This window comes from Mycolicibacterium aromaticivorans JS19b1 = JCM 16368 (genome assembly GCF_000559085.1).
Taxonomy (GTDB): domain Bacteria; phylum Actinomycetota; class Actinomycetes; order Mycobacteriales; family Mycobacteriaceae; genus Mycobacterium; species Mycobacterium aromaticivorans.
This window is the reverse complement of record NZ_JALN02000001.1, coordinates 1,242,806-1,257,725: the sequence shown is the minus strand read 5'-3', so window position 1 is coordinate 1,257,725 and position 14,920 is coordinate 1,242,806. Positions and strand designations below refer to the sequence as shown.

The following is a 14,920-nucleotide window of genomic DNA, read 5'->3' as shown; positions in this document are numbered from 1 at the left end:
GCGACATTTGTAAATAGAAATCGCGGCCCTGGCATTTGCCGGGGCCGCGATGTCAAAATTGTCGAAAGGGCAGGCTAGACGCTGCTGCGTGCGCGGGTGCGAGCGTTGCGACGCTTGAGCGCACGGCGCTCGTCCTCGCTCATGCCGCCCCACACTCCGGCATCCTGGCCGGAATCCAAAGCCCAGCTCAAGCACTCCGTCGTGACCGGACAGCGGTTACAGACGAGCTTCGCGTCAGCGATCTGGGCGAGCGCCGGTCCGCTGTTCCCCACGGGGAAGAACAGTTCCGGATCCTCGTCACGGCAGACCGCCTTATGGCGCCAATCCATTTGTCGCTACTCCTTACTATGTGCGCAACGAAGCGCACTCGATTTTTCTTCGGCTGTTAATGCGGTGCACACAAATGTTTCTGTGTTGTTGCATCCGATCGTTTCACGTCCTCGACGGATGTCAATAGAACTCAGTTAACACGTGGGCAATGTCACTACAAGGTCTGGCTGGGGGTGGGTTACCGAACCCTCTATCCGTTTGTACTACACTCAATCCATCTGCGCCCTGAATCCTCTGGCGCAGTCCCATTACTGCTGGTCAGCGCCCTTCCCTGTGGGCGGAGCGACGACGCAGAGGGCGCCCGGAACCACGCGGAACGTCATTTCGGAGCGCAACCCCAGAAAATCTCCATCGATCTGGCTGGCGACCGGTTCGTCGGCGGTGACCCGCACCCACGCCACATCGTCGTGGCGGATCAGGTGCTTGGCTTTGATCACCGGCTTCTTCGACAGCATCCGGCGCACCAGCATGAGGTTGCGCCAGACGTTCATGCTGGTGATGGCGAAGACGCCCAGGCCCGTCTCGAATGTGGTGTCCGGGTTGGTCCACACCGGTCTGGCGTTGGCGTATGTCCACGGGCTGGAGTTGGAGATGAACGCGAAGTAGACACCGGTTCGCGGTGGCTGGCCGGGCAGTTCGAGGGTCATCAGCGGCTCGTTGCGTGCGCTGGCCAGCATCTCGCGGACCGCCACGCGGATGTAGCGGCCGGGGGTGACCTTGCGGCCTTTGGCGCGCTGCGCCTCGACGGCTGCCACCACGTCGCCGTCGACCCCCATGCCTGCGGTGAACACCGCCCAGCGTTCACCGCAGTCCATCAATCCGATCTCGCGCCAGGCTGCGCCGTTGCGGCGCGCACTGAGCAGGTCGACCAGCTGGTTTGTCGCGACAATCGGGTCGGGGCTGATGCCCAGCGCGCGGGCGAACACGTTGGCCGAGCCACCGGGTACCACCGCCACCGCGGGCATGGTCTCCGGCATTGGCCCTTGTCCATGCCCGGGTCGCTGCGCTCCTGCCCACCGGCCTGGCCGGCCCAGCAGCCCGTTGACCACTTCGTTCACCGTTCCGTCGCCACCGTGGACGATGATCACGTCGGTGCCGTCGTTCCTCGCTGCCTCGGCGATCTCGATGGCGTGCCCGCGGTGGTCGGTATGGATGACGGACAGGTCCACTCGGCTTTCCAGCGCGTGGGCGAGGAGGTCGCGGCCGGCCGCAGTGGTGGAAGTGGCGTTCGGGTTGACGATCAGGACGGCACGCACGAGCCATGAGCCTAGACGGGTGCGGGACGGCTGTTCGAAGTGTTTGTCTGCTCATCACGAAGCGGACAGTTGCCGGTGGCATGCTCGCGACATGGTCGTGGGGTCGGAGCCGGATTCGGTCAGTGCTGTCGGCTGGTTCCACCGGGCTTGCGAGTCGGTGGTCAAGCGTTTGCCATTCGGGCTGAATTCGGTTGTGCCGCCGACCTTTCTGGGCTTCGCAGTGATCAACTCCGGCACTTTCGCGCTCGACCTGCTGGTGCTCACGCTGCTGCATGGGGTGCTGCACGTGACGTTCGGGGCGGCGGTGACGATGGCCTACGTCTGCGCGTTCGCGGCCAGCTACGTGCTCAACCGGGTGGTGAATTTCCAGTCGCACGGTGCGGTGGGACCGCAGGTCGGTGTCTACGTCGTCGTGGTGGCGATCAACTACGTGGCGTTCATTCTCGGTGTCTCCACCGGGTTGCGGGCCCTGGGTGCCGAGTACCACGTGGCCCGGATGGCGGCGGGAGCCTGCGAGGGCATTTTCATGTACTGCGCGATGCGGTGGGTGGTGTTCCGGCGCTAGGGGCGATGACGCGGGCTGCCGCTTCGATCGCCGCGGCGCGTCGACGAGCCAGCACGGCCGACGAGGTGGTCGCGGCAGCAGGGTCGGGCCAGTGTGCCCAGGCCAACGCGATCCCAAGTAGGACGACGATGAGATCGGTTGGATCCCAGGACGCGTCGACGTGGCCCGTGGCCTGAGCCTCCTCGATCGCGGCGAGGGCCAGCTGGGGTAGGGGTAGCCCGTCAGCGCTGGGCGGCTCCAGTGTCAGCCCCTCGAGATGGGCCCAGGAGACCATCCGATGGTGCTCGGGCCGGCGCACGCTCAAGTCGAACATTCCGCCGACGAATTCGGGCACATTGTCGGGCAGCATCCGCACCGCCTGGAAGAACTCCACGACGTTGGTGGCGAGCACCTCCCGGAAGAGCGTCTCCTTGTCGCCGAAGTGGGCGTAGAGGCGTTCTTTGCTGGCGCTGGCCGCCGCCGCGATGCGGTCGATGCGGGCGCCGGCGAATCCGTGCCGGGCGAACTCGCTGCGGGCGGCGGCCAGTATCTCCTCCCGCAGCTCTGAGGTACTTCTCATGAAGATCGAGTATAAAGAACGAACTAGTTCGTCTGAGGATGGGAGTGGCCGACATGGCTGTTCGAAGCAGCGAAGCAGCGGTCGACGTGGCGGCCGTCATGAATCACCCGCGGCGGGTCCGCGCCATCAAACACATGCTGGGAGCCGTCGCTGACGGTATCCACCCGGTGGTCGACCTCTGGCGCCCCTACATCGACGGGGTGCACAACCTACCCGCTGACGGCCGATTTCTGTTGGTGGGCAACCATACTCAGGGCGGCGCCGAGGCCTTTCTGACCCCGTACGCCGTGCGCCGGGAGCTCGGGGTTCGGGTGCGGCCGCTGGCCGACCGTCAGTTCGGGCAGATGCGTGGCCTGTTCGGCGACCTGCTGGCGGCGTTCGGCGGCGTGGTCGGCGCGCCGGAGACGGCGCGTGAACTCATGCGTCACGACCAGACCATCCTGGTCTTTCCCGGTGGCGGTCGGGAGATCCCGAAATTCAAGGGTGAGGAGTACACCCTGCGCTGGCAGGGCCGGTCCGGATTCGCGCGAATCGCGGTGGAGAACGGTTATCCGATCGTGCCGGTGGGGCTCGTCGGGGGTGACGACGTCTACCGGAGTATGACGACGCGGGACAGCGCGTGGGGTCGGTTCAGCGAGGCCGTGAGCGGTCGCTTCAGCGGCCGGCAGGATATGGCGATGCCGCTGATGCGCGGTATCGGACCGACCCTCATTCCCCGGCCGGAGCGGATGTATCTGCGGTTCGGCACCCCGATCGACACCACCACGCCGGTGGGTATCGACGCCTCGGGCTGGGCTGACGAGGTGAAGCGCCGTACGCAGACCTCGCTCGAGCAGATTCTCGACGACCTTCTCAGCCTGCGGGAGGCGGACCCGTACCGGAGCCTCAGCCCGCTGGGCTGGTCTCGCGCCGCGCGCCCGTGACGCGACCGGTTACCTTACGGAGGTGACCGAATCCGTTGTCCCGACCGTGGTCCGCTACGCCGGCTTCGCGGCGGCCGCTGAAGGTGTCGTGGCGATCGTCGTGGCCGCGGTGTTGGTGGTGCGCGGTGTATCCGGCGCTGACCAGCACATCGTCAACGGCTATGGCACGGCGGGCTGGTTCGCGGTGATGGGCGCCGCGGTGGCGGCTGCTGGCTGGGGTCTGATCACCGGGCGCCGCTGGGGCCGGGGCATCGCGGTGTTCGCCAACCTGCTGCTGCTGCCGGTGGCCTGGTACATCGTGGCCGCCCACCAGCCGGTCTATGCGATCGCGATGGGTGGGGTGGCCATCGCCGTGCTGGCGTTGCTGTTCAGTCCGCCTGCGTTGCGCTGGGCCTCCCGGGCGGAGGACTAGACTTCAGCCGCCAGCGCGTCGAGCTCAGGTCCGCTGACCCGGTAGTTGATCCATTCCGACATCTGCTTGCCGCCCACGGCGTCGTAGAGCGCGATCGCGTTGACGTTCCAGTCCAGCACTTCCCACGCCAACCGGGTGTAGCCGTTGTCGATGCATACCTTGGCCAGCGTCGCGAGCAGCGTGCGGGCCAGGCCGCGCCGACGGAACCTGTCGCGCACGAAGAGGTCTTCCAGGTAGATGCCGGCCACGCCGTCCCAGGTGGAGAACGTTCGGAACCACAGGGCCACCGCGGCGACGTCGCCGTCGATCGCGACCAGGTGGCAGGATCCCACTGGGTTGTCTCCGAAAAGTGCTGCGGTGATCTGACTCTCGGTCACCGTGCACTGATCGAGGGCGTGCTCGAATTCGGCGAGTTCGCGGATCATCGCGACGATCTCGGGCTCGTCGCCGGGACGGGCCATCCGGATCACGGTCATTGCTGCACCCCCAGGGCTGACAGGATGGTTTTGAATTTCGTTGTGGTCTCTGCTACTTCGTCATCGGCGTCGGATTCGGCGACGATACCGCCGCCGGCCTGGGCGAGCGCCTCGACCCGGTCTGCGGACAGCCGCGCGCCGCGGATCGCCACCACCCATCGGCCGTCGCCGCGAGCATCGCACCAGCCCACCGCGCCTGCGTAGAAGCCGCGGTCACCTTCGAGCTGCGAGATCAGATCGACCGCCGCCTGCGTGGGCACCCCGCCGACAGCCGGGGTGGGATGCAGTGCCAGTGCCAAATCGATTGCGGTGGTCGAGGTGTCACGCAGCCGGCCACGGATCGGGGTAGACAGATGCCACAGCGCGGCGGTGCGGCTCAGCTGCGGTTGCGGCGCGATCTCCAGTTCGGCGCACAGCGGTTCGAGCGCGGCGCGCATGGTGTCGACGACCAGCTGATGCTCGTGGCGGTTCTTGCCCGACTCGGCCAGCGCGGCTGCGTTGGCGGCGTCGGCCTGCAGATCGACCGACCGCGGCGCGGACCCGGCGAACGGCTGGCAGGTCACCACGTCACCAGAGCGGGCGACCAGCAGTTCAGGGCTGGCCCCCACGAGCGTGGTACCGGTGTGGTCACCGCCCGCGACGGACAGGTCGGCCAGGTAGGCACAGGCTTCGGCGTCGGCGGCGACCAGCCGGTCCAAGATCGCGCGTGGGTCGAGTGGACCGTCGGCGACCAGGCGCAGTGCTCGCGCCAAAACAACCTTCTGCAAAGCGCTTTCGGGCTCGGTCAGGCGATCCAGGGCGGCGCGGATTCGGGCGCGATGCTCAGCCGGCGTCGGCACCATCGCCTCGATCCGCACCGCGGGCAGCGGCGCCGCCGCCCAGGACGGGAGGGCGTCGCCGAACGTCACCGTCGCCGGCGTCAGCAGCGCCGCCCTGCTCCGGATGTCGAACGGCAGCGCGCCAACCACCACGTCCGCCGAGCCGTCGGCCAGCGCCGCTGCCGCTGCCGCGACGTCGTCGTACCCCGTCCGCATCCCCTCGGCGACGACTGTTCCGGCGGGGCCGCTCAGCACAAAGGTCGGAAGCGCCATCACGTCCCGGTGACCGGCTCGCGGTGGCTGGTCAAGCCCAGCGCCGAGAGCTGTCGCAGGCCGTACTCGAAGCCGCACACCGCAACCGAGGCCGCGCCGAACCCGTAGCGCGCACCCTCGCGCAGCGGCTGCTCCACCCAGCGCGTGACCACCGAGCGGGAGAAGTGCCCGTGTCCGACGAACACCACGTCGCGGTCGACCATGCGCTCCAGCGCGTAGGACACCGCCTGGTCGGCGCGCATGCTGACCTGGTCGACGCTCTCACCGCCGGGGCAGCCGTAGGTCCACAGCAGCCAGCCCGGGGTCTCGGTGCGGATCTGGTGGGTGGTCAGGCCCTCGTAGTCGCCGTAATTCCACTCCGACAGCAGCGGCGACACGTCGTCCACCATCAGCCCGGCCAGCTCGGCGGTGGCCAGGGCGCGCTTGCGGGGGCTGCTGACCACCAGGGGATTGTCCAGGCCGAGGTGCTCGATCGTGTGCGCGGCCAAGATGGCCTGCTCGCGCCCGTGTTCGGTGAGATCGAGGTCGGTGGTGCTGGTGTGCTGGCCGCTCTTGGACCACTCGGTCTCGCCGTGCCGAAGTAGGACCAACCGATGCGTACCGACGCTCACGGTCATTGATTCTGCCCGATGACCAGGCGCGCCGTGGCAGCCGGGACGTAACGGCGGCGAACCTGCAAGGATGGTCGGTGTGACGCGAGTATTGGCGGTGGCCAACCAGAAGGGTGGGGTGGCCAAGACAACCACGGTCGCGTCTCTTGGGGCGGCTTTGACCGATGCGGGCAAGCGCGTCTTGCTCGTCGACCTGGACCCGCAGGGGTGCCTGACGTTTTCGCTGGGGACCGATCCGGACAAGTTGCCGGTGTCGGTGCACGAGGTGCTGCTCGGCGACGTCGAGCCCAATGCGGCGCTGGTCGAGACGGCCGAAGGCATGACGCTGCTGCCGGCCAACATCGACCTCGCCGGTGCGGAAGCCATGCTGCTGATGCGCGCCGGCCGCGAGTACGCCCTCAAACGCGCGCTGGACAAGCTCGACCAGTTCGACGTGGTGATCATCGACTGTCCACCGTCGCTGGGTGTGCTCACTCTCAATGGGCTCACCGCCGCCGACGAAGTGATCGTGCCGCTGCAGTGCGAGACGCTGGCGCACCGCGGGGTCGGGCAGTTCCTGCGCACGGTCGACGACGTCCAGCAGATCACCAACCCGAACCTGAAGCTGTTGGGTGCGCTGCCCACGCTGTACGACTCGCGCACCACGCACAGCCGCGACGTGCTGCTCGACGTCGCCGACCGCTATGACCTGCCGGTGCTCGCCCCGCCGATCCCGCGCACGGTCCGCTTCGCCGAGGCCAGCGCGTCCGGTTCGTCGGTGCTGGCAGGCCGAAAGAGCAAGGGCAGCACCGCGTATCGCGATCTGGCGGCCGCGCTGCTGAAGCATTGGAAGTCCGGCAAAGCACTGCCGACCTTCACTCCTGAGGTCTAGGCCTTCGGCCCGAACACGGCCAGCGCCTCACCGTGCTGCTCGATCACCGTCGAGCCCGTGACGGCCGGCACGACCGGTCCCGTGCCTGCCGGGTGGGCGACCGCGATGATCCGTTCGCTGGTGCCGCTGGTCGGGTCGTACACCCCGATGCCGTTGGTCAGCGGGATGAGAAGCCGGCCCGCCATCATCGCGCCCGGGCCCAGCGGAGCCACCGCCGCTGAGGCTTCGATGGTGTAGCGGTAGGACAGCCGCGCGTCGAACACTTCCACGCTGTCGCCCGTCCACCAGGTGTACAAGTCGCCGGCGTGGGTGACGGCCTGGGCCGAACTGGCAAGCACCGGAGCCTTTTTCAGAAGTGTGCTGGCGATTTTGGTGCCCGTGTCGTCGTACACGACGATCTGCGGTTGCGGGGACGGGAGGTACACCGCGGTGGTGGTGCCCGACACCGCCAGCACGCGGGCCTCGGAATCGGCACTGACGCCGGGCAGCGGCACGTTCTTGGTGTCGGGCTCGTCTTCTTCCTTCGCCGGCTTGAGCAGCGTCAGGCGCAGGTCTTTCTGGTCGCGGCAGGCTTCCGTCACCGACACGGCCTCGTCACTGGCCGCCGCCGACATCAGAGTGCAGCCGGCGCCGATGCCCTGGTTGACCGGTTTGACCCGGGCATCGATCTCGCCGTAGGACAGCATGCGCACCAGGTCTGAGCGCCACAATTCCAGCCGGGTGGGCCCGGCCGACAGCACAGCGCTGCCGTTGGAGCTGAGTACCACCTGCTTGTCGGCGTAGGCGGTGCGGGTCGGCCCGCGGCGGCCGGTACCGCCGTTGATGCTGCTGACCTGTCCGCAGCCACGTACATCCGGATACACCGCGACTGCGAGGTCGTAGACGTAGGACACCCCGCACAGGTTCGTGTCGCGGGCGAACGTCCACCGGATCTGACCGTTTTGCGGGTCATGCCCGTCGACGGTCCGCCCGTCGCCGGTCACCACAGTGCCGCCGACGACGATCGGGCTCAGCGTGCGTGGGCTGCTCGCGGTCCACAACTGCTGCAGCGTGTCGGGAACCACCCGCGCCGGGATCGGATTGGGCGCAGGCGATGTGGCGGGCCGGCTGATCGTGGCCCGCGCGGAGCTGTTCCACCAGAACAGCGCGGCTATGACGGCCACGACAAGTGCGATCGTCGCCGCGGCGACGAGATCGCCCTTGGTGCGGCGCTCGGGTCTGACCATCTAGGCGACGATAGCGGTCGTCAGCCTGCGGTTGCGGGGGCCTCGGCGGCGTTGCGCGGACGACGCCGCCGACGGCGCTTGCGGGCCGGGCTGTCGTCGCCACCCTCGGCCGGCTGCTCGCCGTCTGCGGGGCCGTCGGACTGGGTGGCCGTGTGTCCGCCGGCTCCCTCGCCGCCGCGGGTGCGCCGGCGAGAACGGTTGCGGCTGGGCCGCTCCCGGTTGGAGTCGGCGGAGCTGATCCGGGTGCCGTCCTGCGACTTGGCGCCTTGGGACTTGGCGCCCTGCGATTTGCGCGCAGCGCCGATCGTGCCGCCGGCGTCGGTGGGGATGTTGAGTTCTTCGTAAAGATGAGGGGAGTTGGAGTACGTCTCCGAGGGGGCCGGGCAGTCGAGCTTGAGGGCCGTGTCGATCATCGACCAGCGGTCCAGCTCATCCCAGTCCACCAGGGTGATCGCGATACCGGTCTTGCCGGCCCGCCCGGTGCGCCCGATGCGGTGCACATAGGCCTGCTCGTCCTCGGGGATCTGGTAGTTGATCACGTGAGTGATGTCGTCGATGTCGATGCCACGGGCCGCGACGTCGGTAGCCACCAGCACGTCGATGTCGCCGCTGCGGAACGACTTGAGCGCCTTCTCGCGGGCGATCTGGCCCAGGTCGCCGTGCACGGCGCCGACCTTGAACCCGCGCTCGGCCAGCTCGTCGGACACCTTCTGTGCGGTCCGCTTGGTGCGGGTGAAGATCATGGTCGCGCCGCGGCCCTGAGCCTGCAGGATGCGGCTGACCATCTCGACCTTGTCCAGCGCGTGGGCGCGGTAGACGAACTGCTCGGTGGTGTCGTGGGTCGCGGCTCCCTGCACACCCTCGGCGCGGATGTGGGTGGGCTGGTTCATGAACGTGCGGGCCAGCGTGATGATCGGGTCCGGCATGGTCGCCGAGAACAGCATGGCCTGCCGTTCGGTCGGGATCTGCTTGAGGATCCGCTCGATGTCGGGCAGGAAGCCCAGGTCCAGCATCTCGTCGGCCTCGTCGAGCACCAGCACCGACAGACCGCCGAGCTGCAGATGGCCCTGCTGGGCGAGGTCGAGCAACCGGCCCGGGGTGCCGACGACGACGTCGACGCCCTTCTGGAGCGCCTCGATCTGCGGCTCGTACGGGCGGCCGCCGTAGATGGCGGTGACGGTCAGCTTGCGCGACTCATCGGCCTTCAGGTACTTCGATGCGGCCACGAGGTCGCCGTGGACCTGCAGGCACAGCTCACGGGTCGGGACCACGACGAGCGCGCGCGGAGTGCCGGTCAGCGGCCGGGTGGTGTCGGTGGTGATGCGGTGCAGCAGCGGCACACCGAAGGCGAGGGTCTTGCCCATACCGGTGCGGGCCTGGCCGATCAGGTCGTCGCCCGCCAGCGCCATCGGCAGGGTCTGCTCCTGGATGGCGAAGGCGAATTCCTTGCCCTCTTCGGACAGCGCCCGGACGATCTCGTCACGTACTCCGAGCTGGGCGAATGAGATTTGGGGATGAATTGTCAGTGGGGTCATGTGGTGGCGTTGTGCCTTCCGTAGTCGGTCCTCGAATGCGTTGTCACGCGCGCACGAGTTCTGACTTCGGAATGGAGTCGGTGCCATCGATTCGATGCCCCGATTCGCCGGGCCCTGCACTGAGGGAGCGGGCCCACTGCGTGCACGCACATTTCCTTGACCACGCCTCACGGCGTTCGTCAGACCTCATCATAGCTGGTCGCGCTCTCCGGGACTGATCGGCGCTCTGGCCGGGACTACAGTGACGGCCATGACGGCCCCTCAGCCCGCCTCGGAGTCACCGGCGCGGATCACCGCAGACCACCCCGGCGTCAACGAGTTGTTCGCGCTGCTGGCCTACGGCGAGGTCGCCGCGTTCTACCGCCTCACCGAGGAAGCCCGGATGGCTCCGGACCTGCGCGGCCGGATCAACATGGCCAGCATGGCCGCCGCCGAGATGGCGCATTACGAGCTGCTGCGCGAGGCGTTGGAGACGCGCGGTGTCGACGTCGTGCCGGCGATGACGCGGTATGCGTCAGCGCTGGAGAACTACCACCGGCTGACGACGCCGAGCACCTGGCTCGAGGCGTTGGTCAAGACGTATGTCGGCGATGCGCTCGCGGCGGACTTCTACCTCGAGATCGCCGACGTGCTGCCCGACGAGGTTGCCTCGGTGGTGCGCGGGGTGCTGTCCGAGACCGGGCACTCGCAGTTCGTGGTCGCCGAGGTTCGCAAGGCCGTGACCACCAGCGGACGCCAGCGCAGCAGGCTGGCGCTGTGGTCGCGCCGGCTGCTCGGGGAGGCGATCACCCAGGCTCAGTACGTGCTGGCCGAGCGTGACGAACTGGTCGACCTGGTGCTGGCCGGCCCGGGCGGTCTCGGGCAGGTCGCCGATTTCTTCGACAGGCTGCAGCGCACCCACGCCGAGCGGATGGGCGAACTCGGCCTGACCTAACGGTTGCAGGTCGCCGAGATGGTGTTGTCGGTCGCGGCGGCCACGGTCGCCCCGCGCGCGTCGGTGATCCAGCAGTTCAGCTGACTTCCGTTGCTGCTGGCGGTCACGTAGTTGACGGGCACGGTCGGCACGACGGTCAGCCGCCAGGGCAGGGAGACGTTCTCGACGGTGCGCAGCGCGCCCACTTCGTCGGCGTAGGTGATCGTGACCGGGTCGTCGGGCCGCTGATTGCCCGCCACGGTGTAGACGATCTCGGCAGGATCGACCGTCGCCTGCGCCATCGGAGCGGCCGCCGCGCTCGGCGGCGAGATCATGACCGGTGTCTCTGCGGGCAGGCCGGGGACGGTGACGGTGACCGGGGCCGGCGGTGGCGTCGACGTCAGGGGACCGGGAATCGCCACCACGGTGCGGGTGGGCGTGGTGCTCGAATCGGCGATGGTGCTGGCGGCGTCCCCGGTCCGTACCACGAACGTCGTCGCGGTGGCGGCGACCAGGACGCCGCCGACGGTCAGCGCCACGCGGGGCCACTGGACCAGCCGCTTCCGGCGCAAGGTGTCGCTCACGAGAAAAGGTTATGGACGCGCGCGCCTCGCCACCGCGCGGCGCGCCTGTCCGTTGCCATGCTGTTATCGCAGCTTGACGCCCTATTCGCTAACCGCGAACGGCTGGCCGCGACCGGGGACATCTTTGTTTCGGGGCGTCCACTAGCCTTCCTTGGGTAGATGCGCACACGACGCAGACGAGAGAGAAGGGGCCAGCGTGGAGGTCAAGATCGGTGTCACGGACAGTCCGCGTGAGCTCGTGTTCGCCAGCTCCCAGACGCCCGCTGAGGTCGAAGAGCTGGTGACCTCGGCGTTCGCCAAGGACGGCCCGGATGTGCTGAGCCTGAGCGATGACAAGGGTCGCCGCTTCCTGGTGCAGACCGCCAAGATCAGCTATGTCGAGATCGGCGTTGCCGACGTGCGGCGGGTCGGATTCGGGATCGGCGCAGGCGGTGCTGCCGGCGCTTAGCCGCTGGGGCCGCTGGGGCCGCTAGGAGCGCGTCAGCGGGACGTGTGACAGTCCGCCCCAGGCGAACTGCACCGTCCCGTCGACCGCGGTCTCCTTGGATACCGGGCGGTCGGCGTCCAGCCAGTACCGGGCGCAGTCGACGCTGATCGCCACCAGGCCCACCGCGATCATCCGGGCGCGATGCGGATCCAGCCCGGAGTCGCGGCTGATCAAGTCGAACACCGCGTCCGTGCAGGATTCGGTGGCCACCTTGACCTGCGAGGCAACCTGCGGCTCGGTGACGTAGTCGTTCTCGAAGATCAGCCGGTAGCCCTGGCCGTCGTGCTCGATGAAATCGAAGAACGCCTGCACCGCGGCGCGCAGTCGCTGCCGGTTGTCGGTGGTGGTCCGCAGGGCCTGCCGTACCCCGGACACCAGGTTCTCGACGTGCCGGTTCAGGACAGCCAGATAGAGCTCAAGTTTGCTCGAAAAGTGTTGGTACAGAACGGGTTTGCTGACGCCGGCGCGGTCGGCGATCTCGTCCATTCCGGCGGCGTGATAGCCCCGGTCGACGAAGACCTCGCTGGCCGCGATCAGTAGCTGGCCACGGCGCTCGTCGCGCGGCAAGCGACTTCCACGCCGCGGGGCGCCGGCGGCGGGACGGTCGCCACTGGCTGTTCGAGCGGACTTCCGCTCGGCCGTGTCGGCGAGTTCGCTCATCGAGTCCTCAATCTGGTTCTGTGGCCGGTCGCCATGCCCCCGCGCTACCAGCCCGTCGGGTCGACACTACTACCCGGCTGGGGTTACTCGCCCGTAGCTGCGTCCGGCGGGCGCGGGCGCGCCGGAACTCCCGTGTTCGGCTGTTGTGCCATCCTGGGGCGGTGACCTACGACCCGGGGCACCGCGGCGGCGGTCGTGTGCCGGTGCTGCGCGACGAGTGGCGGGAGCCGCTGCGTGCGTTGCGCGACCCGTTGGCGGGGGAGTCGGGCCGGGCCAGATCCAACCGGGAACAGCATCGTCAATGGCGTAAGCAGAGCTGGCTGGGCCGGTTCATATCGACCTATGGCTGGCGCGCGTATGCCTTGCCCGTCCTGGTCGTGGTCACCGGAGTGGTGCTCTACCAAACGATCACCGGCACCGCCGCTCCCGCGGCTCAAAACTCCGCCCATGGCCCGGTGCAGGGGCCGCCGACGATCGGGTCGAGCGGAACGGCGATCATCGGCGCGCCACCGCGTGGGCTCACCGAATTCGACGCCAACCTGCCGACCGGGATCCTGCCGGAGGGCGGGGCGTTCACCGAGGCCGGCGCCAAGACATGGCACATCGTGCCGGGTACGACGCCGAAGGTCGGTGACGGAACCGCCAAGACGTTCACCTACACCGTCGAGGTCGAAGACGGTGTCGACACCGCGTCGTTCGGCGGTGACGAAGGATTCGCCCGGATGGTCTCCGAGACGCTGGGCAACCCGAAGAGCTGGATTCACAATCCGCAGTTCGCCTTTCAGCGCGTCGATGCCCCGGACGTCAAGCCCGACTTCCGGGTGTCGCTGACGTCGCCGATGACGGTGCGCGAAGGCTGCGGCTACGAGATCCCGCTGGAGTCGTCCTGCTACAACCCGGCCTACGGACCCGATGCGCAACCCCGGGTCTTCATCAACGAGGCGCGGTGGGTACGCGGTGCGGTGCCGTTCCAGGGTGACATCGGCTCCTACCGGCAGTACCTGATCAACCATGAGGTCGGCCACGCAATCGGCTACCAACATCACGAGCCCTGTGGCGACAACGGTGGCCTGGCCCCGGTGATGATGCAGCAGACCTTCTCGACCGCCGATGACGACGCGTCGCGCTTCGACCCGCAGTACGTCAAGGCGGACGGCAAGACCTGCCGGTTCAACCCCTGGCCGTACCCGATCGCCTGACGATCCTAGGAGTGCCGGTGCCTTCGTTGCCGCCGCTGGTCGAGCCAGCCGCCGAGCTCACTCGCGACGAGGTCGCGCGGTACAGCCGACACCTGATCATCCCGGATCTCGGTGTCGACGGTCAGAAGCGCCTGAAGAACGCCAAGGTGCTCGTGATCGGCGCCGGCGGGCTCGGCTCGCCGACGCTGCTCTATCTGGCGGCCGCCGGCGTCGGCACGATCGGCATCGTCGAGTTCGACGTGGTCGACGAGTCCAACCTGCAGCGCCAGATCATCCACGGCCAGTCCGATATCGGCCGCTCCAAGGCCCACAGCGCGCGGGACTCCATCCTGGAGGTCAACCCGCTGGTCACGGTCCGCCTGCATGAGCAGCGGCTGGAACCCGACACTGCGGTGCAGCTGTTCGAGCAGTACGACGTGATCCTCGACGGGACCGACAACTTCGCCACCCGCTATCTGGTGAACGACGCCGCGGTGCTCGCGCACAAGCCGTACGTGTGGGGTTCGATCTACCGATTCGAAGGCCAGGTCTCGGTGTTCTGGGAGGACGCTCCGGACGGGCTGGGCTTGAATTACCGCGATCTCTATCCCGAGCCGCCGCCACCGGGCATGGTGCCCTCCTGCGCCGAGGGCGGCGTGCTGGGCATCCTGTGCGCGTCGATCGCCTCGATCATGGGCACCGAGGCCATCAAGCTGATCACCGGCATCGGCGAGACCCTGCTGGGCCGGTTGATCATGTACGACGCGCTGGCCATGACGTACCGCACGATCACCATCCGCAAGGATCCGGATACTCCGAAGATCACCGAGCTGATCGATTACGAATCGTTCTGCGGCGTGGTGTCCGACGCCGCGGCCGCCGTCGCGCAGGATTCCGCCCTCACCCCGCGCGAACTGCGTGAGCTGCTCGATTCCGGGAAGAACGTGGCATTGATCGACGTCCGCGAGCCGGTCGAGTGGGAGATCAATCACATCGCCGGCGCCGAGCTCATTCCGAAGTCGGCGATCGAGTCCGGTGAAGGCTTGTCGAGGTTGCCACACGACCGCACTCCGGTGCTGTACTGCAAGACCGGGGTTCGCTCAGCGGAGATGCTGGCGGTGGTGAAGAAGGCGGGTTTCGCCGATGCGATGCACCTGCAGGGCGGCATCGTGGCCTGGGCGAAGCAAATCGACCCCGACATGGTGCTCTACTGACGGCTACTTTGCGTCGCGACAATTTAGGC

The 14,920-nt window shown here is 67.9% G+C and carries 18 protein-coding genes; 8 read left to right on the top strand and 10 right to left on the bottom strand.

Going from position 1 to position 14,920, the window contains the following annotated elements; genetic code table 11:
- Positions 1-74 precede the first annotated feature (74 nt).
- Together Y900_RS06100 and Y900_RS06095 are read right to left on the bottom strand one after the other, a co-directional pair.
- Positions 75-329 carry a WhiB family transcriptional regulator gene (locus Y900_RS06100; protein ID WP_005140559.1) on the bottom strand — a complete coding sequence of 85 codons (255 nt, stop codon included), beginning with the start codon at positions 327-329 and terminating at the stop codon, positions 75-77.
- Positions 330-578: 249 nt separating this feature from the next.
- A complete protein-coding gene (locus Y900_RS06095) occupies positions 579-1,586 on the bottom strand; it encodes a diacylglycerol/lipid kinase family protein (protein ID WP_036340156.1) in 1,008 nt (335 codons plus the stop codon).
- Positions 1,587-1,677: 91 nt separating this feature from the next.
- Between Y900_RS06095 and Y900_RS06090 the strand changes: the two genes are divergently transcribed.
- A complete protein-coding gene (locus Y900_RS06090) occupies positions 1,678-2,151 on the top strand; it encodes a GtrA family protein (RefSeq protein ID WP_036340153.1) in 474 nt (157 codons plus the stop codon).
- Here the strand turns inward: Y900_RS06090 and Y900_RS06085 are convergent.
- Entirely contained in the window at positions 2,111-2,710 is a 600-nt protein-coding gene (locus tag Y900_RS06085) for a TetR family transcriptional regulator (RefSeq protein ID WP_036340149.1), read from the bottom strand. The genes Y900_RS06090 and Y900_RS06085 overlap by 41 nt on opposite strands.
- Positions 2,711-2,763: 53 nt before the next feature.
- On the opposite strand from Y900_RS06085, the gene Y900_RS06080 reads away from it, so the two are divergent.
- A complete protein-coding gene (locus Y900_RS06080; RefSeq protein ID WP_036345991.1) occupies positions 2,764-3,633 on the top strand; it encodes a lysophospholipid acyltransferase family protein in 870 nt (289 codons plus the stop codon).
- A gap of 22 nt (positions 3,634-3,655) precedes the next feature.
- Positions 3,656-4,045 (top strand): hypothetical protein, encoded by a 390-nt coding sequence (locus Y900_RS06075; RefSeq protein WP_036340146.1) that lies wholly within the window; start codon positions 3,656-3,658, stop codon positions 4,043-4,045.
- Here the strand turns inward: Y900_RS06075 and Y900_RS06070 are convergent.
- Genes Y900_RS06070 through Y900_RS06060 form a run of 3 tightly spaced genes read right to left on the bottom strand, consistent with a single transcriptional unit; the run spans position 4,042 to position 6,223 of the window.
- A complete protein-coding gene (locus Y900_RS06070; protein ID WP_036340143.1) occupies positions 4,042-4,521 on the bottom strand; it encodes a GNAT family N-acetyltransferase in 480 nt (159 codons plus the stop codon). The genes Y900_RS06075 and Y900_RS06070 overlap by 4 nt on opposite strands.
- Positions 4,518-5,612 (bottom strand): isochorismate synthase, encoded by a 1,095-nt coding sequence (locus Y900_RS06065; RefSeq protein ID WP_036340140.1) that lies wholly within the window; start codon positions 5,610-5,612, stop codon positions 4,518-4,520. Before Y900_RS06065 ends, Y900_RS06070 begins: the two co-directional genes overlap by 4 nt.
- Entirely contained in the window at positions 5,612-6,223 is a 612-nt protein-coding gene (locus tag Y900_RS06060; protein ID WP_036345988.1) for an acid phosphatase, read from the bottom strand. Before Y900_RS06060 ends, Y900_RS06065 begins: the two co-directional genes overlap by 1 nt.
- Before the next feature lie 70 nt (positions 6,224-6,293).
- Between Y900_RS06060 and Y900_RS06055 the strand changes: the two genes are divergently transcribed.
- Positions 6,294-7,094 (top strand): ParA family protein, encoded by an 801-nt coding sequence (locus tag Y900_RS06055; RefSeq protein WP_036340136.1) that lies wholly within the window; start codon positions 6,294-6,296, stop codon positions 7,092-7,094.
- Here Y900_RS06055 and Y900_RS06050 read toward each other — a convergent pair.
- Together Y900_RS06050 and Y900_RS06045 are read right to left on the bottom strand one after the other, a co-directional pair.
- Positions 7,091-8,320, bottom strand: a complete 1,230-nt coding sequence (locus Y900_RS06050; protein ID WP_036340133.1) for an Rv3212 family protein — start codon at positions 8,318-8,320, stop codon at positions 7,091-7,093. The genes Y900_RS06055 and Y900_RS06050 overlap by 4 nt on opposite strands.
- 20 nt (positions 8,321-8,340) lie before the next feature.
- A complete protein-coding gene (locus tag Y900_RS06045; RefSeq protein ID WP_036340128.1) occupies positions 8,341-9,855 on the bottom strand; it encodes a DEAD/DEAH box helicase in 1,515 nt (504 codons plus the stop codon).
- A 250-nt stretch (positions 9,856-10,105) separates the two neighbouring features.
- Here Y900_RS06045 and Y900_RS06040 point away from each other — a divergent pair, with 250 nt between their 5' ends.
- A complete protein-coding gene (locus tag Y900_RS06040) occupies positions 10,106-10,789 on the top strand; it encodes a ferritin-like fold-containing protein (protein ID WP_036340125.1) in 684 nt (227 codons plus the stop codon).
- On the opposite strand, the gene Y900_RS30180 is transcribed toward Y900_RS06040, so the two are convergent.
- The gene (locus Y900_RS30180; protein ID WP_051659916.1) at positions 10,786-11,352 is read right to left on the bottom strand and encodes an MmpS family transport accessory protein; all 567 of its coding nucleotides are present in this window, start codon (positions 11,350-11,352) and stop codon (positions 10,786-10,788) included. The two genes, Y900_RS06040 and Y900_RS30180, sit on opposite strands and share 4 nt — an antisense overlap.
- Positions 11,353-11,548: 196 nt before the next feature.
- Here Y900_RS30180 and Y900_RS06030 point away from each other — a divergent pair, with 196 nt between their 5' ends.
- A complete protein-coding gene (locus Y900_RS06030) occupies positions 11,549-11,800 on the top strand; it encodes a DUF3107 domain-containing protein (protein ID WP_036340122.1) in 252 nt (83 codons plus the stop codon).
- A 21-nt stretch (positions 11,801-11,821) separates the two neighbouring features.
- Here Y900_RS06030 and Y900_RS06025 read toward each other — a convergent pair whose 3' ends face one another.
- Entirely contained in the window at positions 11,822-12,499 is a 678-nt protein-coding gene (locus Y900_RS06025) for an HTH-type transcriptional activator FasR (RefSeq protein ID WP_036340119.1), read from the bottom strand.
- A 161-nt stretch (positions 12,500-12,660) separates the two neighbouring features.
- Here Y900_RS06025 and Y900_RS06020 point away from each other — a divergent pair, with 161 nt between their 5' ends.
- Together Y900_RS06020 and moeZ are read left to right on the top strand one after the other, a co-directional pair.
- On the top strand, positions 12,661-13,698 hold the full coding sequence (locus Y900_RS06020) for a DUF3152 domain-containing protein (protein ID WP_036340116.1): 1,038 nt from the start codon (positions 12,661-12,663) through the stop codon (positions 13,696-13,698).
- A 26-nt stretch (positions 13,699-13,724) separates the two neighbouring features.
- Positions 13,725-14,891 carry an adenylyltransferase/sulfurtransferase MoeZ gene (gene moeZ, locus Y900_RS06015; protein ID WP_192827563.1) on the top strand — a complete coding sequence of 389 codons (1,167 nt, stop codon included), beginning with the start codon at positions 13,725-13,727 and terminating at the stop codon, positions 14,889-14,891.
- Positions 14,892-14,920: the final 29 nt, after the last annotated feature.